Source organism: Streptomyces antarcticus (assembly GCF_026627255.1).
GTDB lineage: Bacteria > Actinomycetota > Actinomycetes > Streptomycetales > Streptomycetaceae > Streptomyces > Streptomyces antarcticus.
This window is the reverse complement of sequence record NZ_JAPNLM010000003.1, coordinates 95632-121489: the sequence shown is the minus strand read 5'-3', so window position 1 is coordinate 121489 and position 25858 is coordinate 95632. Positions and strand designations below refer to the sequence as shown.

Genomic DNA, 25858 nt, shown 5'->3' with positions numbered 1-25858 from the left:
GGGTACCGCTGGGCGGAGTCCGGCTCGCCCGCGCCTCACCAGCCGTACGTGGCGCGGGCCGAGTCGAGCAGCTCGCGCAGCCGCAGGGCGTCCGGGGCGAGGGCCGTCACGAGGACCGCCGGTCCGGCCAGCGGGGTGACCGCGGCGAACTCCCCCAGCACGGCGGCCGCCGGCGGGGCCCCTGCGAACGCCGGGTCCACCACGAGAAGCTGGCCGAGCGCCCGGTGGCCCGCGAGGCCCGCCGGGCCGTCCCAGCCGCCGGGCGCGCCCGGTCCGCAGGCCAGCTCCTGGTCGAGCAGCGGGCGGCCGTCCCGGGTGACGCCGAGCCGGCTGCGCAACAGCCCGGGGGCCTCTCCGCTGCGGCCCAGCACCTGTTCCTCGCGCAGCAGCAGCCGGGCCGTGGGGGCCAGCCGGACGCGGGTGCGCACGCGCAGGTCGCTGCCGCGCACGGACACCAGCGGCTCCGGCAGCCACCGCACCGACGCCCCCTCCTCCAGGGTGAGGCTTACGTCGTACCGCGCGGGCTCGCCGCCGCGGCCGGGCAGTGCGAGGGTGGCCGCCGCCGACCCGAGGGCGAGGTGGGCCCCGGGTCCGGCGACGGCCTCGACCGTGAGGTGGTCGCCGCCCAGCGGGGCGCTCATCGCGCCGACCAGCACGACCCCGGCCTCGGGGCGCGTCGCGCGGGTGCGGCGCAGGGCGAGCGGCCCCTCCCCCGCCAGCAGCGGAAGGGCGGTGCCGCCCCGCCCGTCGGCGGCGGCGCGGATCCGGGCGGTGGCCCGCAGGCCCGCCGCCGGGGCCGGGGCGGGGGCCGCCCCGGTCACCGTACGATCCAGGCGGCGATCCGCTCGCGCACCCATTCCGCCACGGGCGCCACTCCGTCGGCGCCGCGCAGCGACTGGAAGGCGACGGGCAGTTCGCCGCGCTGCTCGGCGGCGTCGCGGGCCATCCGGTCCAGGTCGGAGCCGACGTACGGGGCGAGGTCGGTCTTGTTGACGACGAGCAGGTCCGCGGTGGTGACGCCGGGGCCGCCCTTGCGCGGGATGTCGTCGCCGCCGGCCACGTCGATGACGAAGACCTGGGCGTCGACGAGTCCCCTGGAGAAGGTGGCGGTGAGGTTGTCGCCGCCGGATTCGATGAGGATCAGGTCGAGCGGGCCGACGCTCTCCTCCAGTTCCTCGACGGCCTCCAGGTTGGCGGAGATGTCGTCGCGGATGGCGGTGTGCGGGCAGGCACCGGTCTCGACGGCGGTGATCCGCTCGGGCGGCAGGACGGCCTCGCGGAGCAGGAACTCGGCGTCCTCCCGGGTGTAGATGTCATTGGTGACCACCGCCATGGACAGTTCGGTGCGCAGGGCCCGGCACAGGGCGGCGACGGTGGCGGTCTTGCCGGATCCGACGGGGCCGCCGAGTCCGATGCGCAGGGCCCGGCGGGTGCCGTCGGCGCGTACGGGGGCGGCGCCGTGGGTGTGGCGGTGGGGGTAGGTCACGCCGTGGTCGAGGTGCACGGGGGTCTCCTTGGGGATGTCGGCGGTACGGGGGCGGGCGTTCAGGGCGCGAAGGGGCGTTCGGTGCGCGAAGGGCGTGTTCAGGAGGCGAAGAGACGTACCGGCCAGTCGGCATGGACCTCGGCCGCGATCTCCAGCAGGGGCGAGGAGGCCGCGGGCAGGGCGTCCGTGCCGTCCGTGCGCGCCCGCAGGGCCGCCGCCACCGCCCGGGCCGCGACGGCGTCGAGGTCGGGGGCCAGGCGGGCCAGCACCCCGCTCGCCTCGAAGGGGTCCAGGCCCAGGAGCCGCACGGTCGCGGTCGCGGGCCCGCCGACGCTCTCGTACGCCGCAACCTGCGCGGCGCCGTCCGGCCCGAGTCCGGCCGACCGGGCGGTGAGCCCGAGGACGACGGGCTGGTGGGCTCCGCGCGGGAAGGCGGCGGCCAGCGCATCGAGTTCCGGCGACGGCCAGGTCGCCCGGGCGGCCCGCAGCAGCTGCCGGCCCAGGCGCCTGCCCGCGGTGCGCAGGGCGGGCGAGGGCGTGCGGGCGTCGGCGGCCGCGTCGAGTCCGGCCGGATCGAGCCCGAGGGCGGCGGCCGCGGCGAGTCCGGCGGCGGTGAGTCCCGCGGTGTGCAGCCGGCCCCGGCAGAAGTCCTCCAGGGTGGCGGCGTCGTGGATGCGGCCCGCCTTGCAGGCGGCCTCGGCCCCGCCGGAGTGGGCGTGGCCCCCGGCGGGGAAGCGTCCGTCGGCGAGGACGAGCAGCGCGGCGAGGCTCATCGGAGCTGGCCCCTTCTCAAAACAGGAAGTATCTCTGTGCCATGGGCAGTTCGGCCGCGGGCGCCGGCTCCACGGCCTCGCCGTCGATGGTGACGGTGAAGGTGTCCGCGTCGACTTCGACCCTGGGCATGGCGTCGTTGTTGCGCATGTCCGTCTTGCTCACCTTGCGGGTGCTCTCGATGGCGGTGAACCGCTTGCCGAGGGCGAGCCGTTCGGGGAGGCCGTCGTCGAGGGCGGCCTGCGCGGTGAAGTTGAGCGAGTTCAGGGCGGGGGCGCGGCCCAGGCTGCCGAACATGGGGCGGGGCAGGACCGGCTGCGGGGTGGGGATGGAGGCGTTGGCGTCGCCCATCTGCGCGTAGGCGATCTGGCCGCCCTTGATGACGAGTTCGGGCTTGACCCCGAAGAAGGCGGGGTTCCACAGCACGAGGTCGGCGAGCTTGCCGGTCTCGACCGAGCCGATCTCGCGGGCGAGCCCCTGGGCCACGGCGGGGTTGATCGTGTACTTGGCGACGTAGCGGCGGGCGCGGTGGTTGTCGGCCGGGCCGTCGCCGGGCAGGAAGCCGCGGCGTCTCTTCATCACGTGGGCGGTCTGCCAGGTCCGCAGGACGACCTCGCCGACCCGGCCCATGGCCTGGGAGTCGGAGGAGATGATGGAGATGGCCCCGAGGTCGTGCAGGACGTCCTCGGCGGCGATCGTCGAGGGCCGGATGCGGGACTCGGCGAAGGCGAGGTCCTCGGGGACCGCGGGGTTGAGGTGGTGGCAGACCATCAGCATGTCGAGGTGTTCCTCGACGGTGTTGACGGTGTGCGGCCGGGTCGGGTTGGTGGAACTGGGCAGTATGTTCGGCTCGGAGACCACGGTGATGATGTCCGGGGCGTGCCCGCCGCCCGCGCCCTCCGTGTGGTACGAGTGGATGGTCCGCCCGCCGATGGCCGCGAGGGTGTCGGCGACGAAGCCGGCCTCGTTGAGGGTGTCGGTGTGGATGGCGAGCTGGGCGCCGGTCTCGTCGCAGACCCCGAGGCAGGCGTCGATCACGGCGGGGGTGGCCCCCCAGTCCTCGTGGATCTTGAAACCGAGGGCTCCTCCGCGCAGTTGGGAGTGCATGGCCTCGCGGGACATCGTGTTGCCCTTGCCGAGGAGGCCGATGTTGACGGGGTAGGCCTCCAGGGCGGCGAACATCCTGGCCAGGTGCCAGGGTCCGGGGGTGATGGTGGTGGCCTTGGTGCCCTCGGCCGGTCCGGTGCCGCCGCCGACGAGGGTGGTGATGCCGGAGGTGAGGGCCTCCTCGATGACCGTCGGGGAGATGAAGTGGACGTGCGCGTCGACCGCGCCGGCCGTGACGATCTTCCCGTTGCCCGCGATGATCTCCGTCTCGGGTCCGATCACCAGCGTGGGCTCGACCCCGTCCATGGTGTCGGGGTTGCCGGCCTTGCCGATGCCGCAGATGCGGCCGTCGCGGATGCCGAGGTCGGCCTTGACGATGCCCCAGTGGTCGAGGACGACGACTCCGGTGATCACGGTGTCCGGGGCGCCCTCGGCCCGGGTGGTGCGGGCCTGCCCCATCGACTCGCGGATCACCTTGCCGCCACCGAAGACGGCCTCGTCACCGGCCCGCCCGGGGCCGCCGCTGAGGTCCTGCTCGATCTCGACGAAGAGGTCCGTGTCAGCCAGCCTGATCCGGTCGCCGACGGTCGGCCCGAAGAGGTCGGCGTACACCTGGCGGGAGATCTCAGCCATCGAGCGGCCCTCCGGTCTCCCCGCGAAGCCCCGGTACGGTGCGCAGTCCGCCCAGCGGTACGAGTTCCACGGCGACCGGGATGCCGGGTTCGAAGCGGACGGCGGTCCCGGCGGCGATGTTCAGCCGCAGCCCGCGCGCGGCGGCCCGGTCGAAGTCGAGACCGGGGTTGGCCTCGGCGAAGTGGTAGTGGGAGCCGACCTGGACGGGCCGGTCGGCGGCGTTGAGCACGGTGAGGCGGGTGACGGGGCGGCCCTCGTTGAGGCGCACCGGACCGTCCCCGTAGGCGATTTCGCCGGGGATCATGGCGGGTACTCTCCTCAGACGATCGGATCGTGGACGGTGACGAGCTTGGTGCCGTCCGGGAAGGTCGCCTCGACCTGGACGTCGTGGATCATCTCGGGGATTCCCTCCATGACCTCCCCGCGGTGCAGGACGGTGCGGCCGGAGGCCATGAGCTCGGCCACCGTCCGGCCGTCGCGGGCCCCTTCGAGGAGATGCGAGGTGATCAGGGCGATCGACTCGGGATGGTTGAGGAGCACACCGCGCGCCCTCCGCTTCGCCGCCACGTCGGCGGCCACATGGATGAGCAGTCGCTCCTGCTCGTGCGGTGTCAGTTGCACAGCTATCACCAAGCTTCCGGGACAAGATCGACATCGCGCCGGGCCGAACCCTACTGGCCGTCAACACTTAGTTGACCAGGTCATATCCGGGCCAAGCATGTCTTGCCCGACGCGGGGAAAGGCTTTCCGTCCCGACCACCGTCGCTTTACCGGATGATGGGTGATCATTGGCGGCCGAACGTGGCGCCACGCTATGCGCCGCGTTTTTCCGTTGAGTTAACCCACGTTTCGGGGAGGCACCCGGTTCGCTTTCCGGGTCCCCGGAATCCGGTTCCGTATACGAAGCCGTACGCGCCCCGTCCGAGGAGACGCATGTTCATCAACCCCGTCCGGCACATCACCTTCGACGCGATCGATCCCTACGGGACCGCCGAGTTCTGGTCCGCGGTGACCGGCTTCCCCATCCATCCGGACGACGTGGAGGGAGACGACGAGATCCTGCTGGAGCCCGGACAGCCGGGCGTGCCCGGCCTGTTGTTCATCCGGGTGCCCGACTCCAAGTCCGTCAAGAACCGGGTGCACCTGGACATCCAGCCGGCTTCCGGAACCCGCGACGAGACCGTCGAGCGGCTCGTCGCGCTCGGAGCGAAGCTCATTGACGACCGGCGCGCGGCGGACGGCGTCATGGGCTGGGTCGTCCTCGCCGACCCGGAGGGCAACGAGCTGTGCATCGAGCGGGGCGCCGCGGAGCGCGGCCTGTCCTGAACAGCCGCCGGACCGGTGGGCGGCGGGCGGCGGGCCCGCGGGCCCGGCGTCCGGTCAGCGGCCGGTGGCGCTCGTCACGGGCACTCCGGCCGGCCAGGGCAGCGCGATCCACACCGTCTTGCCGCCGTCCTCGGTGGGGCTGACCGACAGCCGGCCGCCCGCCTCGGCCGTCAGCCAGCGGATGATGACCATGCCCCGGCCGTTGTCCTGCTGGACGGCGGCGGGCAGCCGCTTGGGCCAGCGCGGGTGGCTGTCGGTCACTCCGACGCGGAGCCACTCGGCGCGCTCGAGCAGGATGTCGACGGTGAAGGTGGGCGACTGGCCGAAAGTGTGCTGTACGGCGTTGGTGGCGAGCTCCGAGACGATCAACCGGACGCTGTCCGCGGTGTCGGCGTCGCCGGGCAGTCCCCATTCGCCCAGCACCTCCGCCACATAGCGTCGGGCGGCGGCGACCGAGGCGGGATCGCTCGGCAGAGTGACGGATGCTTCCTGGTGGTCTGCCATGGCGACGGTCCCTTTCCCACCGGGGCGGAACCGCCCCGGATCTGTGCTGGACGCCAGAGTGCCACCCATCCTGACGAGGTTGCTGCCGTTCCCTCAAGTTGTGCATATATCTGTCGCTCATTGCGGTGAACTCTGCTACGGAAGAGCGTATTCGGACGGCAGACTGGTGCGAGCTGTGCCGGTGGAAGGAGACGGGTGTGCAGCACGGTCCCACGGTGCGTCGGCGCAAGCTCGGCGAGGAACTGCGCGCCCTGCGCGATCGGTCCGGACTCACCAGTGGTGAGGCGGCCCGGATCGCGGGATGGCACCAGTCGAAAATCAGCCGCATCGAGACGGGGCGCAGCGGCGTGAAAGCGGAGGACATCCGCGTGCTGCTCGACGTGTACGGGGAGATCGTGAGCCCCCAGCAGCGCGCACTGCTGGAGGCACTGTCCGCCTCGGCATCCGGCCCGGCGACGGGAGACGGCACCGGGCGGGGACGGCACTGGTGGCACGACTACCGGGGGCTGCTGCCGCAGGAGTACCGGGACTTCATCAGCCTGGAGGCCGGGGCCCGGTCGGCGCGCACCGTCGAACTGTCGGTGGTCCCGGGGCTGCTGCAGACGCCGCGGTACGCGCGTGCGGTGACCCGGGCCGCGCTGGGCGGGCTGCCCGAGCCGAAGGTGGACGCCCTGGTCGAGGTACGGCTGGCACGGCAGGCGGTGCTGCGGTCCGATCCGCCGCTGGAGCTGAGCGCGGTGCTCGACGAGGCCGTGCTGCGCCGCCAGATCGGCGGCGCGGGGGTGATGGCGGAGCAGTTGCGGCACCTGGTGGAGGTGGCGCGGCTACCCCAAGTGAGCCTTCAGGTACTGCCGTTCAGCGTGGGGGGACATCTCGGCCTCACCGGACCGTTCGTCATCTTCTCATTTCCGAACATCGCCGATCTGGATGTGGTGGTACTCGACCATTTGACGAGTAGCCTCTATCTCGAGCGGAAGGAAGACCTCGAGGCGTACAGCGCCGCGTTCCGCACCATCCAGGCGCACGCCCTCCCGCCCCGGGACTCGTCGGGTCTCATCGGCTCACTCGCTGACGACGCGTAAGGAGGCACCCCCGTGTCCGCAACCCTCTTGGCCACCAGCGGACTTCTGATCGGCGCGCGGTGGCGGCGGAGCAGCCGCAGCACCGGAATGAACAACTGTGTGGAAGCGGCCGCCCTCACCGGCGGCCTGCTGGCCGTCCGCGACTCCAAGCGGGCGGACGGCCCGGCCGTGCTCTTCACCGGGCCGGCCTGGAACGGCTTCCTCGCACAGGTACGGGCGGACCTTCACCCGTAACCCCGCCTACCGGTCCGTGGCTCCGGCCGGAGCGGTGCGCAGGATCGTCGACACGGCCCGGCCGATCTCCTCCCCCGTGAGATCGGCCCGGGCGGTGAGCCGGAGCCGGGAAATGCCGTCCGGCACCGACGGCGGCCGGAAGCACCCCACGGACAGTCCTGCCTCGCGGCAGTCGGCGGCCCAGCGCAGTGCCGCCGAAGCCGACGGGGCCCGTACCGACACCACGGCCGCGTCCGGCCGGGCCGCGGTCAGGCCGGACGCGGTGAGCAGCCCGTACAGCCGGCCGGCCACCTCGCGGGCGCGGCCGGCCCGCTCCGGCTCCCGCTGGAGCAGGCGCAGGCCCGCCAGCGCGGCGCCCGCGGCGGCCGGGGCGAGCCCGGTGTCGAAGATGAAGGTCCGGGCGGTGTTGACCAGGTGCCGGATCACCTTGGCCGGGCCGAGGACGGCTCCGCCCTGGCTGCCCAGGGACTTCGAGAGCGTCATCGTCGCGACCACGCCGGGCGCGCCCGCGAGCCCGGCGGCGTACAGCGCCCCGCGGCCCCCCTCGCCGAGCACGCCCAGCCCGTGCGCGTCGTCCACGACCAGCGCCGCGCCCGCGTCGCGGCAGGCGGCGGCGTACGCGGCGAGCGGGGCTGCGTCCCCGTCCACGGAGAACACGGAGTCGCTGACCAGCAGCGCCCGGCCTTCGTGCGAGGCGAGCGTCTTGCGCGCGGTGTCCGGGTCGGAGTGCGGGATCACGGCGGTCTCGGCGCGCGAGAGGCGGCAGCCGTCGACGATCGAGGCGTGGTTGCCCGCGTCGGAGACGACGAGGGTGCCCCGGTCGCTCAGCGCGGTGACGGCGGCGAGGTTGGCCGCGTACCCGGAGGAGAGGACCAGCGCCGCCTCGAACCCGCAGAAGGCGGCGAGCTCGCGCTCCAGCTCGGCGTGGAGTTCGGTGGTGCCGGTGACCAGACGGGAGCCGGTGGCGCCGGCGCCCCAGCGCTCGGCCGCGTCCCGGGCGCCCCGTACGGTCTCGGGGTGCCGGGACAGTCCGAGGTAGTCGTTGCTCGCGAGGTCCAGGAGCGGTGAGGACGCCGGCCGCGGACGCAGGGTGCGGACCAGCCCGGCGCGCTCGCGCGCCTGCTCCGCGTCGTCGATCCAGGCGAAGACGTCCACCGCGGGGTCGGAAGTGTGCTCGGGCATCGGGGGGTCCTCGTTTTTGTCGGCAGTCCACAGACCAGCCCGACCCTATCCGGGCGTGACCTGCGGGTCATGTGTGGCGATACACACACTCCCATCCGGCCATGTTGTGTCATCTCTCCTTGGCCGGGAGTGGTCGTGTAGGCCAGGATCGGCGTCATGGACCTGCTGAACACCCTGGTGGACAAGGGGCTGCGGCGCGAGCTGCCGACCCGCGAAGAGGCGCTCGCCGTACTGGCGACTTCTGACGACGAACTGCTCGACGTGGTGGCCGCGGCCGGCAAGGTGCGCCGTCAGTGGTTCGGCCGTCGGGTGAAGCTGAACTATCTGGTCAACCTGAAGTCGGGCCTGTGCCCGGAGGACTGCTCGTACTGCTCCCAGCGCCTGGGTTCGAAGGCCGAGATCCTCAAGTACACCTGGCTGAAGCCGGAGGAGGCCTCCCAGGCCGCGGCCGCGGGCGTCGCGGGCGGCGCGAAGCGAGTCTGTCTGGTCGCGAGCGGCCGCGGGCCGACGGACCGGGACGTGGACCGGGTCGGCAAGACGATCGCAGCGATCAAGGAACAGAACGAGGGCGTCGAGGTCTGCGCCTGCCTGGGCCTGCTCTCGGACGGCCAGGCGGAGCGGCTGAAGGACGCGGGCGCCGACGCGTACAACCACAACCTCAACACCTCCGAGGCCACGTACGGGCAGATCACCAAGACCCACACGTACGCCGACCGGGTCGACACGGTCCAGAAGGCGCACGCCGCCGGGCTGTCCGCCTGCTCCGGCCTGATCGCGGGCATGGGCGAGAGCGACGAGGACCTGGTCGACGTCGTCTACTCGCTGCGCGGGCTCGACCCCGACTCGGTGCCGGTCAACTTCCTGATCCCGTTCGAGGGCACCCCGCTGGCCAAGGAGTGGAACCTCACCCCGCAGCGCGCCCTGCGCATCCTGGCGATGGTCCGCTTCGTCTGCCCCGACGTCGAGGTCCGCCTCGCGGGCGGGCGCGAGGTGCACCTTCGCTCGATGCAGCCGCTGGCCCTGCACCTGGTCAACTCGATCTTCCTGGGCGACTACCTGACCAGTGAGGGCCAGGCCGGACAGGCCGACCTCGACATGATCGCGGACGCCGGTTTCGAGGTGGAGGGCGCCGGTACGTCGACCCTCCCCGCCCACCGCTCCGACCTGGCGGCGCAGGCCGAAGCGGCCGCGGCCCCGGCCGGCGGCTGCGGCTCGCACGGCGGCGGCGCCCCGGTCTGCGGTTCCGCGGAGCCCGCGGGCGCCGCCGAGGCGGCCGGCTGCGGTTCGGCGTGCGGAGGCTGCTCCGGGCACGCGGAGGCGGCGCCCGTACGGGCGCAGGCCGACGCCGGCGGCGTGCGGTCCGACCTGGTGTCGGTCCGCCGCCGGGGCGCGGGGACGGACATCGCCCCCAATGCCTGATCCGCTCCACCCGCTGCCGGCCGGCGCGGAACTCCTCGCGCTGGACCGGCAGCACGTCTGGCACCCGTACGGCCCCATGCCCGGGCGGCAGGAGCCGCTGGTCGTCGCCTCCGCCTCGGGGGTCCGGCTGCGGCTCGCCGACCCGGCTCAGGGGCAGGGCCACGAAGAGCTGGTCGACGGCATGTCCTCCTGGTGGTCGGCCGTCCACGGCTACAACCACCCGGTGCTGAACGAGGCCGCGACGGCCCAGCTGGGCCGGATGTCGCACGTGATGTTCGGCGGGCTCACCCACGAGCCCGCCGTCCGGCTCGCCGCGCGGCTGGTCGAGATCACCCCGGCGGGTCTGGAGCACGTGTTCCTGTCCGACTCGGGCTCGGTGGCCGTCGAAGTCGCCGTCAAGATGTGCCTGCAGTTCTGGCGTTCGGTCGGACGGACGGGCAAGACCCGGCTGCTCACCTGGCGCGGCGGCTACCACGGCGACACCTGGCAGCCGATGGCCGTCTGCGATCCCGAGGGCGGGATGCACGAGCTGTGGCAGGGCCACCTGCCCCGGCAGGTCTTCGCGGACGCGCCGCCCGGCGACTTCGACACGCCCGTGGACCCGGCGTACGCCGGCCACCTGCGCTCCCTGATCGCCGCGCACGCGGACGAGCTGGCCGCGGTGATCGTGGAGCCGGTGGTGCAGGGCGCCGGCGGCATGCGCTTCCACAACCCCGGCTACTTGCGGGTGCTGCGCGAACTGTGCGACGAGTACGGGGTCCTGCTGATCCTGGACGAGATCGCGACGGGCTTCGGCCGTACGGGCGCCCTCTTCGCCGCCGACCACGCCGGGATCACCCCCGACGTGCTGTGCCTGGGCAAGGCGCTGACGGGCGGCTACCTCTCGCTGGCGGCGACCCTGTGCACGAGCCGGGTAGCCGACGGCATCTCGCGGGGCGAGGTACCGGTGCTCGCGCACGGCCCCACCTTCATGGGCAACCCGCTCGCGACGGCCGTGGCGCTGGCCTCCGTCGACCTGCTGCTCGACCGGGACTGGGCGGGTGAGGTCAAGCGGATCGAGGCGGGCCTGCGCGAAGGCCTCGCGCCGGCCGCCGCACTGCCCGGCGTACGGGAGGTGCGCGTCCTCGGCGCGATCGGGGTGGTCCAGCTGACCCACGACGTCGACATGGCCGCGGCCACCCGGGCGGCGGTCCGGGAGGGCGTCTGGCTGCGGCCGTTCCGGGACCTGATCTACACCATGCCGCCGTTCGTCACGGGCGACGCCGACGTCGCCCGCATCTGCCGCGCGGTGGTCGCGGCGGCTCAGGAGGGCTGAGATGGCCGAGGTACTGGTGGTGTCCGGCACGGGCACCGAAATCGGCAAGACGGTGGTCACCGCGGCGGTCGCGGCCGCCGCGGTCGCGGCCGGGCGGTCGGTGGCGGTGCTCAAACCGGCGCAGACCGGCATGGCCCCGGACGAGCCGGGCGACGCCGCCGAGGTGGTACGGCTGTCCGGGCCGTCGGTGACGGCGCTCGAACTGGCCCGCTACCCCGAGCCGTTGGCCCCGGACACCGCGGCCCGCCGCTCCGGGCTGGCAACCCTCTCCCCGGCCGCCGTCGCCGAGGCGGCCACGCGGCTGGCGCGCACGCACGACCTGGTGCTGGTGGAGGGGGCGGGCGGGCTGCTCGTCCGCTTCGACGAGGCGGGCCACACCCTGGCCGACGCGGCCCGGCTCCTCGGCGCACCGACGCTGGTCGTCGCCCCGGCGGGCCTCGGCACCCTCAACGCGACCGCCCTCACGGCGGAAGCCCTGCGGGCGCGGGGGCTGACCGCGCTGGGCGTCGTCATCGGCAGCTGGCCGGCCGCGCCGGACCTGGCCTCCCGCTGCAACCTGGCCGACCTCCCGGAGGTCTCCGGCCTGCCGCTGCTGGGCGCGGTCCCGGAGGGCTCCGGCGCCCTCCCGCCTGACCGGTTCCGCGCGGCGGCCCCGGCCTGGCTCTCACCCGCCCTGTCCGGCACCTGGTCGGCGTCCGCCTTCCTGACCACCTGGCCCGCCTGACCCCGCTCCGAGGGCGGGGCGAGGGGCCCCGGGGTCCCCGGTCGGGCGGCCGGGGACCCCGGCACGGAGCCGGATGCGACGCGGGCCCTGTCCGGGCCGGCGACATCGGCGCACGGCGGTGGCGCAACGGAGCCAATCCAGCCCCGCCGGCGCTTGAGGCGCGGGGCACGGGGCGGAGCCCCGAAACCACCACCCCCGCCTCCCCGCCGCGCCGGGCCACGGCGGAGCCCCGGAACCGACGGCTCCCGGCAGGCACGGGCAGGGATGAGGCCCCGCCGACCGGGCACCCTGAAAGTACCGGCACCGCCACCGCCCCGGAGGCCCTCATGCCCACGCCCCGCCGTACCCCGGCACCGGCTCCGCCCCGCGACTCCGTCCACCACCCCCTGTTCGCGCGGTTCTACGCCCGCGCCAGCACCAGCGCCGAGACCCGTGCGGGCATCGCGCCCCTGCGGCGCGAGCTGCTGCACGGCGTGTCCGGCCGCGTCATCGAGATCGGCGCCGGCAACGGCCTGAACTTCGCGCACTACCCGCGCGCCGTGTCCGAGGTCGTCGCCGTGGAACCGGAGCGCACCCTGCGGCGGCTCGCGTCCGCCGCCGCCCAGCACGTCGAGGTGCCGGTGGACGTCGTACCGGGCGCCGCCGAGGCCCTGCCCGTGAAGAGCGAGGCCTTCGACGCCGCCGTCGCCTCGCTGGTGCTGTGCACCGTACGGGACCTGCCCCGCACCCTCGCCGAACTGCACCGCGTGCTGCGCCCCGACGCCGAGCTGCGCTTCTTCGAGCACGGCCTGGCCCCCGGCCCCGGCATGGCGGCCGTCCAGCGGGCGCTCGACCGGACCGTCTGGCCCCGCCTGTTCGGGGGCTGCCACACGGCCCGCGACCCGCTCGCCTCGATCGAGGCCGCGGGCTTCCGGATCGTCTCGCAGCGCGCCTTCCGGCTCCCCGAGCGCGGCCCGGCCCTCCCCACCTCGTACTGCGTCCTCGGCTCGGCCCGCCGCGTCAGCTGACCGGGCCGGTGGCGCGCCCGGCATCCCGTACCGGCTCGAGCGGCTTCACCCAGCGGCGACAGTGGTCCTCGCGGTGGTAGCCGGCCGCGGCCCACGCCTGCCGCGCCCGGCCGTTCGCCTCCAGGACCATCGCGTCGCCGCGCCGGCCCCCGACGGCGAGGAAACGCCGTTCGGCCGCGTCGAGCAGCGCCGTCGCGATCCCCTGCCTGCGGTGGGCGGGCAGCACGGCCAGCCGGTACAGCGAACAGCGCCACCCGTCGTACCCGGCCACCACGGAGCCCACCAGGAGTCCGGCGGACTCCGCGAGGATCAGGGCGTCCGGGTCGCGCGCGATCAGCCGGTGCACGCCGTCCAGGTCGTCGGTGATCGACGTGCCCTCCGCCGCTTCCCTCCAGAAGGCGAGCACGTCCTCGGCGTCGGCCGGCGCGGCCGCCCGTATGCGCAGCTGGTTCATGACCGGGAGCCAAGCACGGCCGCCCGCCGGCCGCCAGTGACTTCCGCTCCGCGGGATACACCGCCGCGGGGCGGGTACGAGAATCGTTCCTGCGCGGGCCCACCGGCCCGGACAAGGCCCCGCCGAAACCGCGATCCACTCGTGTCGGCCTTCCTCTACCGTGTGGGAATCGATCCCGAATCGATCCCCCTCGAACGAAAGGTGTGAGCGTCCGCCCATGGGCGAGCCTTCCGGTCCACGACCCTTCCCTCCGCGACACCGCGCGGCACCCCTCCTCCTGGCCGAACATGGGACGGAGGTGATCGACCGATGACGGAAGTGCTCCTGCTCGTCCTGGCACTGCTGCTCTGCCTCGCCTGCGGAGTCTTCGTCGCGGCCGAGTTCTCGCTGACCACCGTCGAACGCGGCGACCTCGAACGGGCCGTCGAGCGCGGCGAGCGGGGCGCGGACAGCGCCCTGGCCGCGGTCAGGACGCTGACGTTCCAGCTGTCCGGCGCCCAGCTCGGCATCACGGTGACCGGCCTGGTCATCGGCATGCTCTCCAAGCCGTCGATCTCCGCCCTGCTCCAGGGGCCGTTCGAGGCCATGGGCATGTCGCCCGGCGCCGCGTCCTCCGCGGCCCTGGTCCTGGGCACGGCGCTGTCGACGATCGTCCTGATGGTGGTCGGCGAGCTGGTGCCCAAGAACTGGGCGATCTCCTCGCCGCTGGCCATCGCCAAGCGCGTGGCCACGGTGCAGCGGGTCTTCAGCCGGTCCTTCAAGCCCCTCATCAGCCATCTGAACACCACGGCGAACCACATGGTGCGCCGCTTCGGGATGGAGCCGGCCGAGGAGCTGGCCTCGGCCCGGACCCCGCAGGAGCTGGTGGCGCTGGCCCGGCACTCCGCGAAGGCGGGGGCTCTGGAGAAGGACACCGCGGAGTTGTTCGTGCGGACCTTGAACCTGGCCGATCTGACGGCGGAGAACGTGATGACCCCCCGGGTCCAGGTCACCGCCCTGGACCTGCAGACGACCGCGGAGGACGTGGCGAACGCGACGCTGGCCACCGGCCTGTCCCGCTTCCCCGTCTACCGGGGCAGCCTCGACTCCGTCGTCGGCACCGTCCACATCAAGGACGTGCTGGCGCTGCCCGCCGAGGAACGCCGCCGCCACCCGGTGGCGTCGCTGCTGCGCGAGCCGCTCCTCGTACCGGAGTCGCTGACCGTGGACCGGCTGCTGGACCGGCTGTCCGGCAGGCAGACGATGGCCGTGGTCATCGACGAGTACGGCGGCACGGCGGGCGTGGCCACGCTGGAGGACATCGTCGAGGAGGTCGTAGGCGAGGTCCGCGACGAGCACGACCCGCACGAGACCCCGGACCTGGCACCGGCCGGAACGGACGACTCCGGACGGCCGCTCTACTCGGCCGACGGCGCCGCGCGCACCGACCAGCTCCAGCGGATCGGTCTGCGGGTGCCGGACGGCCCGTACGAGACGCTCGCCGGTCTGGTGGCGACCGAGCTGGGCCGCATCCCGCTGGTCGGCGACAGCATGGAGCTGGACGGCTGGCGGCTCGACGTGGTGGACGCCGGCGGACGGCGGGCGGCGCGGGTGCTGCTGCACGCACCGCCGGGCCCCGCAGACATCGACGGCCGCGACGCCGGGGAGGAGTCCCGATGACCGTCGTCCAACTGCTGATCGGTCTGGCGACGCTGGTCGTCAACGCCTTCTTCGTCGGCGCGGAGTTCGCGCTGATCTCGGTCCGGCGCAGCCAGATCGAGCCGTTCGCCGAGCAGGGCGACCGGCGGGCCCGCGCCGTCCTGTGGGGGCTGGAGCACGTGTCGGCGCTGATGGCGGCGGCCCAGCTCGGCATCACGCTGTGCACCCTGGTGCTGGGTGTGGTGGCCGAGCCGGCCATCGCGCACCTGCTGACCCCGGTGTTCGAACTCCTCGGAGTCCCGGCCGGGCTGACGCACGCGATCTCCTTCGTGGTGGCGCTGGCGCTGGCCACGTACCTGCACATGCTCTTCGGCGAGATGCTGCCGAAGAACGTGGCGCTGTCGGAGCCGGTGCGCACCGCCCTGCTGCTGGGGCCGCCCCTGGTGGCCGTGACCCGGGCACTGCGTCCGGTGATCTTCGCGATCAACGCCTTCGCCAACGCCCTGCTGCGTTTGCTGCGGGTGGAGGTCAAGGACGAGGTCGCGGCGACCTTCTCGGACGACGAGCTGGCGCGGATGGTCAAGGACTCCAGTGACGCGGGGCTCCTGGACGACCGGGCGAGCGAGCGGCTGCACGACGCCCTGGAGCTGGGCCGCCGACCGGTCACCGACGTGGTGCTGTCGGCGCGGCGGGTGGTCACGGCGCGGGAGGGCATCACACCGGCCGGGCTGGAGCGGCTGTCGGCCGACTCGGGGTACTCCCGGTTCCCGGTCGTCGACGCCCAGCACGGGATCCTGGGATACCTGCACGTCAAGGACGCCCTGGACGCGGACGCGCAGGAGCGGGACGAGCCGTTCCCGGTGTCGGCGCTGCGGCAGATCGCCCAGGTGCGGGCGGAGACCCCGCTGGACGACGTGCTCACCGCGATGCGCCGCAGCCGCACGCATCTGGCCGCGGTGCTCGGGCCGGACGGCGCCATGACGGGCCTGGTGACGATGGAGGACGTCCTGCGCGAGCTGTTCGGCAGGCCGGCCTCCGCGTAGACGGCCCGCGGGCGGTCCCCCCGGCCCCGCGGGGCGGGGCTACCGCGCGGTAGCATCGCTCCGCCATGGAGATGAATGCCTCTTACACCAGTTTCGTCGCGGTCGGCGACTCCTTCACCGAGGGCATGTCCGACCTGCTCCCGGACGGCTCCTACCGGGGCTGGGCCGACCTGCTCGCCGTCCGCCTCGCGGCGCGCGAGCCCGGCTTCCGCTACGCCAACCTCGCGGTCCGCGGGAAGCTGATCGGCCAGATCGCCGCGGAACAGGCTCCAGTGGCCGCGGCCATGGGCGCCGACCTGGTGACCCTGGTCGGCGGCCTGAACGACACGCTGCGCCCCAAGGTCGACATGGGCCGGGTCCGGGCCCACCTGGAGTCCGCCGTGGAACTCCTCGCGCCTGCCTGCGGGCAGCTCGTCCTGATGCGCTCGCCGGGGCGCAACGGGCCGGTGATGGAACGCTTCCGGCCCCGGATGGAGGAGCTCTTCGTCATCATCGAGGAGCTCGCCGCCCGGCACGGCGCCCTGGTGGTGGACCTGTACGGGTCCCCCGCGCTCGGCGACCCGCGCATGTGGGACGTCGACCGGCTGCACCTGACGGCCGAGGGGCACCGCCGGGTGGCCGAGGCGGTCTGGCAGACGCTGGGCCTGCCTCCCGAGGAGGACTGGCACACCGAGCTGCCGCCGGCGACTCCGCCGGGGTGGACGGTGCGCCGGTCCCAGGACCTGAGGTTCGCACGTCAGCACCTGCTGCCCTGGGTGGGCCGCCGGCTGACCGGCCGCTCCAGCGGGGACGGCCGCCCGGCCAAGCGCCCCGAGCTGCTGCCCTATGGGGGCCCGCCGCTCTCGTAGCAAGACACAATCCGCGGTGGTGCCCCTACCTGCGTAAACGCACAGCCGGGGCCCAAGTAGAATCCCTCCATGTGACAGCCAAGCCCCGCATCCCCAATGTCCTGGCCGGCCGCTACGCCTCCGCGGAGCTCGCCGTCCTGTGGTCCCCCGAGTACAAGGTGACGCTGGAGCGGCGGCTGTGGCTCGCCGTGCTGCGCGCCCAGAAGGACCTCGGCATCGAGGTCCCCGACGCGGCCCTCGCCGACTACGAGCGCGTCCTGGAGACGGTCGACCTGGCCTCCATCGCCGAGCGCGAGAAGGTCACCCGGCACGACGTGAAGGCCCGGATCGAGGAGTTCAACGCCCTCGCCGGTCACGAGCAGGTCCACAAGGGCATGACCTCCCGCGACCTCACAGAGAACGTCGAGCAGCTGCAGATCCGGCTCTCGCTGGAGCTGGCCCGGGACCGCACGGTCGCGGTGCTCGCCCGCCTCGGCAAGCTGGCCGGCGAGCACGCCGAGCTGGTCATGGCCGGCCGCTCCCACAACGTGGCCGCGCAGGCGACCACGCTGGGCAAGCGCTTCGCCACCGCCGCCGACGAGCTGCTGGTGGCCTACGACCGCCTCGAGAACCTGCTGGGCCGCTACCCGCTGCGCGGCATCAAGGGCCCGGTCGGCACCGCGCAGGACATGCTCGACCTGCTCGGCGGCGACGCCGCGAAGCTCGCCGACCTGGAGCAGCGGATCGCCGCCCACCTCGGCTTCGCCCAGGCCTTCACCTCGGTGGGCCAGGTCTACCCGCGCTCGCTCGACTACGACGTGGTCACCGCCCTCGTGCAGCTGGCCGCCGCGCCCTCGTCGATCGCCAAGACCATCCGCCTGATGGCCGGCCACGAACTGGTCACCGAGGGCTTCAAGCCCGGCCAGGTCGGCTCCTCCGCCATGCCGCACAAGATGAACACCCGTTCCTGTGAGCGTGTGAACGGCCTCATGGTCATCCTGCGCGGCTACGCCTCGATGACCGGCGAACTGGCCGGCGACCAGTGGAACGAGGGCGACGTCTCCTGCTCCGTGGTCCGCCGGATCGCCCTCCCGGACGCGTTCTTCGCGTTCGACGGCCTGCTGGAGACCTTCCTGACGGTCCTCGACGAGTTCGGGGCCTTCCCCGCCGTCGTCGCCCGCGAGCTGGACCGCTACCTGCCGTTCCTCGCGACCACCAAGGTCCTGATGGGCGCGGTGCGGGCCGGCGTGGGCCGCGAGGTCGCCCACGAGGTCATCAAGGAGCACGCGGTGGCCTCGGCCCTCGCCATGCGCGAGCAGGGTGCGGAGCGCAACGAGCTGCTGGACAAGCTGGCCGCCGACGACCGGATGCCGCTGGACCGGGCGCAGCTCGACGCCCTCATGGCCGACAAGCTCTCCTTCACCGGCGCCGCGGCCGACCAGGTCGCGGTGGTGGTCTCGCGGATCGAGGCGATCGCCAAGCAGCACCCGGAGGCCGCCGGATACGCGCCGGGGTCGATCCTCTGACCCCCGAAGAGCTGAACGCCGCCCGTGACCGCGTCCTCCCGGACGTGGTCGCGGGCGGTCTCCGTGTGCTGTTCTGCGGCATCAACCCGGGTCTCCTCTCCGCGGCGACGGGCCACCACTTCGCCCGGCCCGGCAACCGCTTCTGGCCGGTCCTGCACCTGTCCGGCTTCACCCCGCGCCGCTTCGCCCCTGCGGAGCAGGAAGAACTGCTCGCCCACCGCCTCGGCATCACCAACGTCGTGGCCCGTGCCACGGCCCGCGCCGACGAGCTGAGCGCCGAGGAGTTCCGCGAGGGCGGCCGTATCCTGACGGCCAAGGTGGAGCTGCTGCGCCCCCAGTGGCTGGCGGTCGTCGGCGTCACCGCCTACCGCACCGCCTTCGGCGAACGGCGGGCCCAGATCGGCCCGCAGGAGCGGACCATCGGTTCCACCCGCGTCTGGGCCCTCCCGAATCCGAGCGGCCTCAACGCCCACTGGACCGCCGAGTCCATGGCCCAGGAGTACGCCCGCCTGCGTTCCGCCGCCGAGGCCGCCGGCGGCGCCTGATCCCCGCGCCGTGGCCCCCCGCCCGTCGGGACTACGGCGGGTCGACCACCGTGACGCCCGCCATCAGCGCGTACGGTTCACCGCCGTCCCAGAGGGCCACGTAGGCCACGAGCCACTGCCCCTCCACCTGCCACGTGTGCACGTGGTCGGTGGTATTGCTCACCTCGGCCCACGGCTCCGGTATCTCCTCCCCCTCGATCCCCCTGTGCCTGAGCGACGTCACGCTGAATTGCTGGGCCTCCCCCCACCGGGCCTGCAGGGCCTGGGTGAGCGCCCCGTATTCGGCTTTGACCTGGTCGGCCGCCGCGGCCCGCCCCGAGCCGCCGTCCTCCCAGGTGTCCTCGGCCCGGCCGACCTGGACCAGGTGGTATCCCGGGCCGCTGCGCCGCCCGCCGGACCCGACCGGCTCCGTCGGGAACTCCCGACCCCGGAGCCGGTCGATCGTGTCGAGGTGCTCTGCCGTGGTCATGCCGTCAGTATCCCGGCCGGCACTGACAACTGGCCTGGCGTCACGCGTCCCGCCGGCGCATCGCGAACCAACCCGCCGCCAGAGCCACGATCGACCAGAGGGCGGCGACGGCGAGACCGGTCCACGGGCCGAGCGATCCCTCCGCGTTCATCCGCATCACCGCTTGTCCGGCCCTGTCGGGCATGAACCGTCCCGCACCACCGACGAGCTGGCCGACCACGAAGGGAACGATCAGCACGAAGGGTATGAGCAGGCACATCACCAGGGTTCCGCTGCGCACCAGTGCGGTCAGGCCGGCCGAGAGCAGTGCCATCAGCATCAGGTAGACGCCGCTGCCGAACACCGCCCGCAGGGCGCCAGGGTCACCCAGGCCGAGGGCGTACTCTCCCATGAACGCCTGCCCGGAGACGAAGGTGACGAGCCCGGTGACCTGTCCTACGAGGAAGCCGAGTCCGGCGACCACCACCACCTTCGACAGGTAGAGCCGGGTCCTGTTGGGCACCGCGGTGAGCGATACCGCCAGGGCGCCGTTACGGAACTCCCCGGCGAGGGCGGTGGCGCCGAAGGCGATGGCCGCTATCTGGCCGAAGTTGATGCCGTAGAAGGCGGCGAGCAGCGGGTCCGCTCCCATGGCCCCCTCCTCGGCGGTGCCGATCGCCGCCGCGGTGAGGGCGGTGATGCCGGCGGTGGCGCCGAACACGGCCGTGAGGGAGCCGAGTATCGACCGGGCGGACCGTATCTTGATCCATTCCGAGCGCAGAACGGGTGTGGTGGGCATGGCTGCTGCGGTCATGGCGGGAACTCCTGTGAGGGTCGGGTGAGGGGAGCTCCACGCAATCGGGAGCTCGAGGGACAGGATCGGCGCGGTGCGCCGGGTGGCGGCGCACGTCAGGCCGCGCCCGCCGAGAACTCGGCGCGGCCGGCGGTGAGGCCGAGGTAGGCCTGCTCCAGCGAGGAACGCTCGTCGGAGAGCTCCAGCAACGGAACTCCTTCGTCGGCCGCGAGGGCTCCGACCGCCTCTGCCTGTATCCCGTCGACGGTCCACCGCCCGTCTTCCGCGGGGACCAGCCGGAACCCGCGGCCCGCCAGGGCGGCGCGCAGCCGGTCCGCGTCGGAGGTCCGCAGCCGCACCCGGCGAGAGCTGTGCGCGTCGATGAACTCCGCCGTCGGGGTGTCGACGAGCAGTTGTCCCTGCCCTAGCACCACCAGGTGGTCGGCGAACGACGCGGTCTCCGACATCAGATGACTCGAGACGAGGACCGTGCGGCCCTCGGCGGCGAGTCCGCGCATCAGGTCCCGTATCCAGATGATGCCCTCGGGGTCCAGACCGTTCGTCGGCTCGTCCAGCAGGAGTACCCCGGGGTCCCCGAGCAACGCGGCGGCTATGCCGAGCCGCTGGCGCATGCCCAGAGAGAAGGTCTTGATCCGGCGTCGTGCCGCCGAGGCGATGCCGGACTGCTCCAGCACCGCGTCCACGCGCCCGTCCGGAACGCTGTTGGCGGCGGCGAGGATGAGCAGGTGATCGCGGGCGGTGCGCCCACCGTGGGGTGCCTGCGGGTCGAGCAGGGCTCCCACGTGGCGCAGCGGGTCCTGGAGGTCGGTGAACCGGCGGCCGGCGATGGTGGCGGTGCCGGCTGTGGGCCGGACGAGCCCCAGGAGCAGCCGCATCGTCGTGGACTTTCCCGCGCCGTTGGGCCCCAGGAAGCCGGTCACCCGACCGGGCAGGACATCGAAGGTGAGGTAGTCCACGACGCGGGTGGTGCCGTAGTCCTTGGTCAGTTCGCGGATCTCGATGCGGTTCATGACTCAAGACTCGCGGCCGCGCCTCCCTCCTCCCTCCCCCACGCGGGGGTCGCGTCTCCCCCACGTGGGGGAGACGCTCGTGACCTGGGCGCTGTCACGATGAGTGCATGTACCGACTGCTCCGTGCTCCGTTGCGACCGGTGACGTATTCGCGCTGGCTGCACCTCTGCGTTCCCCTGTTGCTACTGGCCGTCTGGATCTTCATCAATCCCACCTGGCCGTGGGCTCCTCTGCTGATCGTCATACCGTTCGGGTTCCTGCCGTGGGTCCGGCTGGCCGAGGGCCTGCAGGCGCGGTTCCTGCTGACCCCGCACGATCGGGACACCCCGGACGGCAGCATCGCCGTCGCTCCGTCCGCGGGGTGGAACGACCGGTGGCGGACCCTGCTGTGGCTGGAACTACGGCTCTTCGTCGCGGGCCCGGCCATGTTCGCCACCGTCGCGCTGCCGGTGATGACCGTCGAACTCGTCGCGATCACGCTCGGGCAGCCGCTGACGGACGATTCGATGCTGCCGCTCACCCCGCCGCGCTGGGCCGCCGCCCTGCTCGCGCCGGTACCGCTGGTTGTGCTCCTCTCCGTGATCGTCGTCCTCGGCGAGGTGATCACCGTGCTCGCCCGGCGGCTGCTCGGGCCTTCGGCGGCCGAGCGCCTCACCGCGCTGGAGGCGCGCACCGAGAGCCTGTTGGAGCGGACCCGCATCGCGCGGGAGCTGCACGATTCCATCGGGCACGCCCTGACGGTGGCGGTCGTGCAGGCGGGAGCGGCGCGGGCCGCCGGTGACCCCGCCTTCACGGAGCGGGCGTTGTGCGCGATCGAGGAGACGGGCCGGGCGGCACTGGAGGATCTGGAGCGGGTGCTGCTGGTGCTGCGGGAGTCGGCGCAGCCACCCTCGCAACGGCCGACTCTGGTGGAGGCGGACCGGCTGCTGGAGTCGGCCCGGTCTTCCGGCGCGGCGGTGGAGGCCCGGCTGACGGGACCACTGGAGAAGTTGCCGGGGCCCGTCACCCGGGAGGGTTACCGCATCCTGCAGGAGGCGCTGACCAACGTGCTGCGGCACTGCGGTCCCGTGCCCGTACGGGTGCGGGTGGACATGACCCCGGAGCGGCTGGTGCTGGAGGTCACGAATCCGCTGCCCGAGCGGCCCGCCGTCACGACGGGCGGCGGGTCCGGTCTGCGCGGGATGCGGGAGCGGGCCTCGCTGCTGGGCGGTAAGGCCGAGACCGGTCCGTACGAAGGCGGTTGGCGAGTGCGCGCCCGGCTTCCGCTGGAGCGAATACGCTGACCGGATGCCGGTTACCGTTCTGCTCGTCGACGACGAACCCCTGGTGCGTGCGGGTCTGCGCGCCGTCCTGGAGGCCCAGCCCGACATCGAAGTGGTGGGTGAGGCAGGCGACGGTGCCTCGGTCGTCCCGCTCGTACGGCAGTTGCGGCCGGACGTGGTGGCCATGGACGTACGGATGCCGCTGCTCGACGGGATCGAGGCCACACGGGCCGTCCTGCGCACGGTGGACTCGCCGCCGAAGATCCTCGTGGTGACCACCTTCGAGAACGACGAGTACGTCTACCAGGCGCTGCGGGCCGGGGCCGACGGATTCCTGCTGAAGCGGGCCCGGCCGTCCGAGATCGTGCACGCGGTACGGCTGGTGGCGGAGGGCGACACCCTGCTCTTCCCCGCGGCCGTGCGGGCCCTGGCCGCCGAGTACGGGAACCGCCAGGCGCGGACGGCGCTTGCGCGGGCCGCCCTGACCGAGCGGGAGGAGGCGGTGCTGCGGCTGATGGCCCGGGGGCTGACGAACGTGGAGATCGCCGCCGAGCTGATCGTCGGTACGGAGACGGTGAAGTCACACGTCAGCGCGATCCTGGCGAAGCTGGGGGCACGGGACCGGACCCAAGCCGTGATCATGGCGTACGAGTCGGGGTTCGTCGCCCCGGCCTAGGGTGTCCCTTCCGGCTCTTGTCGGCCGAGTCCGCTTCGTCCGGTGCCGTGCGTCGCGAGGCGGAGCGCCGGCCGGGTACTGGACGTGCTCGGCCGGCCCGACAACGCGGCGAGGTGCGGTGCCGGACGAAGCGGACCCGGCAAGATCCGAAAGAGACGCCCTGGGGGGTGGCTGGGGAGGGTCTGGTTCCGGACTATGGGGGGCTGCTTCTCGCCGCCGTGGCGGGTGCGCAGTACGATCCGCCTGACAGGGTCGCTAGCTGGGAGGACACACGTTGGGGCAGCTGACCGGCGGTGACCCGTCACTGCTCCGGCGGATCAACTCCGCCGTGGTGTTGCGGGCACTGCGCGCGGCCGAATCGCCGACACTCACCGATCTCACGCGGGTGACCGGGCTTTCCCGGCCGACCGTCGAAGGGGTCGTGGAGGGTCTGATCGCGACCGGGCTCGTCGTCGAGGCAGACGCCGAGGAAGGTGCGCGGCGGCAGGGCAGGCCGGCGCGCCGGTACCGGTTCCGTGCCGAGGCGGGCCATTTGCTCGGCATCGAGATCGGCTCGCATCGGGTCGCGGTGCTGCTGTCCGGCCTGGACGGGCGGATCATCGGCGCCGGCACCAAGGAGGTCGCGGAGGCGGCCACCGCGGACGAGCGGCTGGAGCGGGTGCGAACGGCCGTCGCCGATCTGCTGCGGCGGGCCGGAGTGCCCCGGGACTCCCTAAGGGCAGTCGGGGTCGGCAGTCCGGGCATCGTGGAGGCCGACGGTACGGTCCGCCTGGGCACCGCGCTGCCCGGCTGGACCGGGCTGCCGCTCGGGGAGCGGCTGCGGCGCTCGTTCCGGTGCCCGGTGCACGTGGAGAACGACGCCAACGCGGCGGCCGTCGCCGAGCACTGGAAGGGGGCCGCGCGGGACACCGACGACATGGTGTTCGTCATGGCGGGGCTGAGCCCCGGCGCCGGCTCGCTGATCGGCGGACGGCTGCACCGGGGCTTCGGCGGGGCGGCCGGCGAGATCGGCGCCCTGCACCTGCTGGGCCGCGAGGTGACGCCGGAGAAGCTGCTGTCGACCACCGGCGAACCGTTGCACCCGCTGGACGAGCCCGCCGTCGCGGAGGTCTTCGCGATGGCCAGGCGGGGCGACGAGCGGGCGGTGGCCGCCGTGGAACGGTTCCTGCAACGGCTGGTGCACGATGTGGCGGCGCTGGTCCTGGCGATGGATCCGGAGCTGGTGGTCGTCGGCGGCTGGGCCGCCGGCCTGGACGGGGTGCTGGGGCCCCTGCGCCAGGAGCTGGAGCGCTACTGCCTGCGTCCACCGAGGGTGGCGCTGTCCCTGCTCGGCGAGGCCGCCGTGGCCACCGGAGCGCTGCGGCTCGCGCTGGACCACGTCGAGGAGGAACTCTTCGCGGTGGAGAAGACGGTCACGGCCCGCCGGTGATTCCGGAGGGACGCACCGGCCTGGGCCGGTCCGCCCCCGACTCCGGAACGACCGCGCCCCGAGCCGCCCCGACCGCCGGTCTCCCCCCGACTCGGGCCGCCGACTGGCCCCTTCTCGCGTGCGCGGGCGGGCCGGGCGTCTTGCGGCCTGATCGTGTTCCGATCCCTCGGGAGTGCCGTCCCGGTGATCGGGACCGGACCGCTGATCGGGACTGGGCCGACGCTCGGTCCCCGGGCCGACGCTCGGTCCCGGGCCGCGCTTTCGGCGGGGCTCGTCCGGTCGTCGTGGGGCCCCGGGCCGGGTGTGACGCCGTACAGGGTGCCGGTGGTGGCCAGGGGGCACCCGGGAAGCGGGGACGGGCCCGGCGCTGGGCGCCGGGCCGTGCGGGAGGGTGCGGGGGGGAACTCGGCGGGTGCCGGTCGTTCCCGTTCTCCGGGGTCACGCCGCGGGCGGCGGGTCCGTCAGGACGCGACGCGGGGCTCGTGGGTGATCTCGACGTCTCCGGAGTCGCCGAAGGTCAAACGGCAGGTGTCGGCGCGGTACGTGGCCACCGACACGGCAGCCGTGCCCGCCGCGGTGAAGTAGCGGGTGGTGACCAGGAGCACCGGGGCACCGGGGAGCCGGTCCAGTTCCCGGGCGTCGTCGGCGCGGGCCGAGCCGAGCTCCACCGAGCGGTCCTGGCCGTCGAGGGCCAGCCGCTGGAGCTCGCGCAGGACGGCGCGGGCGCGTGCCGGTCCGGCCGGGGCCTCGATGGCGGGCAGTCCGGGCACGGAGGCGGCCGGGACGTACAGCAGCTCGGAGGCGACGGCCTGGCCCTGGGTGACCCGGGTCCGGCGCACGGTCTGGACGGGCTCGTCGGCGGCGAATCCCGCGCCATCGGCGGCGCCGGTGCGCAGGAGCGCCAGCACGGCGGCGGGCGGCAGGCCCTCCACCGCGTCCACGGGCTCCCAGCCGTCGACGCTCTCACCGGGCCAGCTGTGCTGCGGGCTGCCGACGGCGACGCCGACGCGCGGCGGGGCGACCGTGGTGCCGACGCCGCGGCGCCGCTGCAGGCGTCCTTCGAGTTCCAGCTGTTCCAGCGCCTGACGCAGGGTGGCGCGGGCGACTCCGAAGCGAGCCGCGAGCTCGCGCTCGTTCGGCAGGACCTCGCCGACGGCGAAGTCCTGGTCGAGCGCTTCGCTGAGGACGGTCTTCAGGTGCCAGTACTTCGGCTCCGGCGCCGTTTCGAGCTGCGTGGTCCCCACCCTGACTCCTCCTGCCATCGCTGCACTCGCCGTGTGATCCAGCGGCAGTTCCGCGCCCTTGTTTATTAAAGGTTCCTGCACTATCCCTGCGACGATAGGACGGCACACCCCCTTGGTCAAGACCAATGCTCATCCCTTGCGGGGCAGATCGG

The 25858-nt window shown here is 73.4% G+C and carries 28 protein-coding genes; 15 read left to right on the top strand and 13 right to left on the bottom strand.

Annotation, left to right across the window (positions count from 1 at the left end):
- Window positions 1-35 precede the first annotated feature (35 nt).
- The 6 genes from OTB16_RS06560 to OTB16_RS06535 all read right to left on the bottom strand — a co-directional run bounded on the left by OTB16_RS06560 (window position 36) and on the right by OTB16_RS06535 (window position 4618).
- Window positions 36-857: an urease accessory protein UreD gene (locus OTB16_RS06560; RefSeq protein WP_267718949.1), complete on the bottom strand. Its 822-nt coding sequence runs from the start codon at window positions 855-857 to the stop codon at window positions 36-38.
- Window positions 818-1504: an urease accessory protein UreG gene (ureG, locus tag OTB16_RS06555; RefSeq protein WP_267718948.1), complete on the bottom strand. Its 687-nt coding sequence runs from the start codon at window positions 1502-1504 to the stop codon at window positions 818-820. Before ureG ends, OTB16_RS06560 begins: the two co-directional genes overlap by 40 nt.
- An 80-nt stretch (window positions 1505-1584) precedes the next feature.
- Entirely contained in the window at window positions 1585-2259 is a 675-nt protein-coding gene (locus OTB16_RS06550; protein WP_267718947.1) for an urease accessory protein UreF, read from the bottom strand.
- 16 nt (window positions 2260-2275) lie between these two features.
- Window positions 2276-3997, bottom strand: coding sequence for an urease subunit alpha (locus OTB16_RS06545; RefSeq protein ID WP_267718945.1), 1722 nt, complete (start codon window positions 3995-3997; stop codon window positions 2276-2278).
- Entirely contained in the window at window positions 3990-4301 is a 312-nt protein-coding gene (locus tag OTB16_RS06540) for an urease subunit beta (RefSeq protein ID WP_266578461.1), read from the bottom strand. Before OTB16_RS06540 ends, OTB16_RS06545 begins: the two co-directional genes overlap by 8 nt.
- 14 nt (window positions 4302-4315) lie before the next feature.
- On the bottom strand, window positions 4316-4618 hold the full coding sequence (locus OTB16_RS06535; protein ID WP_267718944.1) for an urease subunit gamma: 303 nt from the start codon (window positions 4616-4618) through the stop codon (window positions 4316-4318).
- Between the two features lie 312 nt (window positions 4619-4930).
- On the opposite strand from OTB16_RS06535, the gene OTB16_RS06530 reads away from it, so the two are divergent.
- The gene (locus tag OTB16_RS06530; RefSeq protein ID WP_267718943.1) at window positions 4931-5323 is read left to right on the top strand and encodes a VOC family protein; all 393 of its coding nucleotides are present in this window, start codon (window positions 4931-4933) and stop codon (window positions 5321-5323) included.
- A gap of 54 nt (window positions 5324-5377) precedes the next feature.
- On the opposite strand, the gene OTB16_RS06525 is transcribed toward OTB16_RS06530, so the two are convergent.
- Window positions 5378-5827 (bottom strand): ATP-binding protein, encoded by a 450-nt coding sequence (locus tag OTB16_RS06525; RefSeq protein ID WP_267718942.1) that lies wholly within the window; start codon window positions 5825-5827, stop codon window positions 5378-5380.
- 197 nt (window positions 5828-6024) lie between these two features.
- On the opposite strand from OTB16_RS06525, the gene OTB16_RS06520 reads away from it, so the two are divergent.
- Both OTB16_RS06520 and OTB16_RS06515 read left to right on the top strand, forming a co-directional pair.
- Entirely contained in the window at window positions 6025-6909 is an 885-nt protein-coding gene (locus OTB16_RS06520) for a helix-turn-helix domain-containing protein (RefSeq protein WP_267718940.1), read from the top strand.
- 12 nt (window positions 6910-6921) lie between these two features.
- Complete coding sequence (locus OTB16_RS06515; RefSeq protein WP_267718938.1) at window positions 6922-7143, top strand: DUF397 domain-containing protein; 222 nt, start codon at window positions 6922-6924, stop codon at window positions 7141-7143.
- A 6-nt stretch (window positions 7144-7149) separates the two neighbouring features.
- Here the strand turns inward: OTB16_RS06515 and OTB16_RS06510 are convergent, their stop codons facing one another.
- Complete coding sequence (locus OTB16_RS06510) at window positions 7150-8325, bottom strand: 8-amino-7-oxononanoate synthase (protein ID WP_267718937.1); 1176 nt, start codon at window positions 8323-8325, stop codon at window positions 7150-7152.
- A 156-nt stretch (window positions 8326-8481) separates the two neighbouring features.
- On the opposite strand from OTB16_RS06510, the gene bioB reads away from it, so the two are divergent.
- From bioB to OTB16_RS06490, 4 genes are all read left to right on the top strand, one after another.
- A complete protein-coding gene (bioB, locus tag OTB16_RS06505) occupies window positions 8482-9744 on the top strand; it encodes a biotin synthase BioB (RefSeq protein WP_267718936.1) in 1263 nt (420 codons plus the stop codon).
- Window positions 9737-11059, top strand: coding sequence for an adenosylmethionine--8-amino-7-oxononanoate transaminase (locus OTB16_RS06500; protein ID WP_267718935.1), 1323 nt, complete (start codon window positions 9737-9739; stop codon window positions 11057-11059). The genes bioB and OTB16_RS06500 overlap by 8 nt, the downstream gene beginning before the upstream one ends.
- Before the next feature lies 1 nt (window position 11060).
- Window positions 11061-11783: a dethiobiotin synthase gene (gene bioD / locus OTB16_RS06495; RefSeq protein ID WP_267718933.1), complete on the top strand. Its 723-nt coding sequence runs from the start codon at window positions 11061-11063 to the stop codon at window positions 11781-11783.
- 326 nt (window positions 11784-12109) lie between these two features.
- Entirely contained in the window at window positions 12110-12790 is a 681-nt protein-coding gene (locus tag OTB16_RS06490) for a class I SAM-dependent methyltransferase (protein WP_267718932.1), read from the top strand.
- On the opposite strand, the gene OTB16_RS06485 is transcribed toward OTB16_RS06490, so the two are convergent.
- Complete coding sequence (locus tag OTB16_RS06485; RefSeq protein WP_267718931.1) at window positions 12783-13244, bottom strand: GNAT family N-acetyltransferase; 462 nt, start codon at window positions 13242-13244, stop codon at window positions 12783-12785. The two genes, OTB16_RS06490 and OTB16_RS06485, sit on opposite strands and share 8 nt — an antisense overlap.
- 309 nt (window positions 13245-13553) lie before the next feature.
- Between OTB16_RS06485 and OTB16_RS06480 the strand changes: the two genes are divergently transcribed.
- From OTB16_RS06480 to mug, 5 genes are all read left to right on the top strand, one after another.
- Entirely contained in the window at window positions 13554-14903 is a 1350-nt protein-coding gene (locus tag OTB16_RS06480) for a hemolysin family protein (RefSeq protein ID WP_267718930.1), read from the top strand.
- Window positions 14900-15925, top strand: a complete 1026-nt coding sequence (locus tag OTB16_RS06475; RefSeq protein WP_267718929.1) for a hemolysin family protein — start codon at window positions 14900-14902, stop codon at window positions 15923-15925. Before OTB16_RS06480 ends, OTB16_RS06475 begins: the two co-directional genes overlap by 4 nt.
- Window positions 15926-15990: 65 nt before the next feature.
- On the top strand, window positions 15991-16773 hold the full coding sequence (locus OTB16_RS06470) for an SGNH/GDSL hydrolase family protein (RefSeq protein WP_267718928.1): 783 nt from the start codon (window positions 15991-15993) through the stop codon (window positions 16771-16773).
- Between the two features lie 71 nt (window positions 16774-16844).
- Window positions 16845-18278, top strand: a complete 1434-nt coding sequence (gene purB / locus OTB16_RS06465; RefSeq protein WP_267718927.1) for an adenylosuccinate lyase — start codon at window positions 16845-16847, stop codon at window positions 18276-18278.
- Window positions 18275-18823 carry a G/U mismatch-specific DNA glycosylase gene (gene mug, locus OTB16_RS06460; RefSeq protein ID WP_267719226.1) on the top strand — a complete coding sequence of 183 codons (549 nt, stop codon included), beginning with the start codon at window positions 18275-18277 and terminating at the stop codon, window positions 18821-18823. The genes purB and mug overlap by 4 nt, the downstream gene beginning before the upstream one ends.
- Before the next feature lie 31 nt (window positions 18824-18854).
- On the opposite strand, the gene OTB16_RS06455 is transcribed toward mug, so the two are convergent.
- The 3 genes from OTB16_RS06455 to OTB16_RS06445 form a co-directional block, all read right to left on the bottom strand.
- Window positions 18855-19292, bottom strand: coding sequence for a hypothetical protein (locus OTB16_RS06455; protein WP_267718926.1), 438 nt, complete (start codon window positions 19290-19292; stop codon window positions 18855-18857).
- 40 nt (window positions 19293-19332) lie between these two features.
- Entirely contained in the window at window positions 19333-20085 is a 753-nt protein-coding gene (locus tag OTB16_RS06450; protein WP_267718925.1) for an ABC-2 transporter permease, read from the bottom strand.
- 95 nt (window positions 20086-20180) lie between these two features.
- Entirely contained in the window at window positions 20181-21095 is a 915-nt protein-coding gene (locus tag OTB16_RS06445; RefSeq protein WP_267718924.1) for an ATP-binding cassette domain-containing protein, read from the bottom strand.
- Between the two features lie 107 nt (window positions 21096-21202).
- Between OTB16_RS06445 and OTB16_RS06440 the strand changes: the two genes are divergently transcribed.
- From OTB16_RS06440 to OTB16_RS06430, 3 genes are all read left to right on the top strand, one after another.
- Window positions 21203-22378: a sensor histidine kinase gene (locus OTB16_RS06440; protein ID WP_267718923.1), complete on the top strand. Its 1176-nt coding sequence runs from the start codon at window positions 21203-21205 to the stop codon at window positions 22376-22378.
- A gap of 4 nt (window positions 22379-22382) precedes the next feature.
- Complete coding sequence (locus OTB16_RS06435; protein ID WP_267718922.1) at window positions 22383-23033, top strand: response regulator transcription factor; 651 nt, start codon at window positions 22383-22385, stop codon at window positions 23031-23033.
- A 274-nt stretch (window positions 23034-23307) separates the two neighbouring features.
- Window positions 23308-24462, top strand: coding sequence for an ROK family transcriptional regulator (locus tag OTB16_RS06430; protein WP_267718921.1), 1155 nt, complete (start codon window positions 23308-23310; stop codon window positions 24460-24462).
- 461 nt (window positions 24463-24923) lie between these two features.
- On the opposite strand, the gene OTB16_RS06425 is transcribed toward OTB16_RS06430, so the two are convergent.
- The gene (locus OTB16_RS06425) at window positions 24924-25706 is read right to left on the bottom strand and encodes a GntR family transcriptional regulator (protein WP_267718920.1); all 783 of its coding nucleotides are present in this window, start codon (window positions 25704-25706) and stop codon (window positions 24924-24926) included.
- Window positions 25707-25858: the final 152 nt, after the last annotated feature.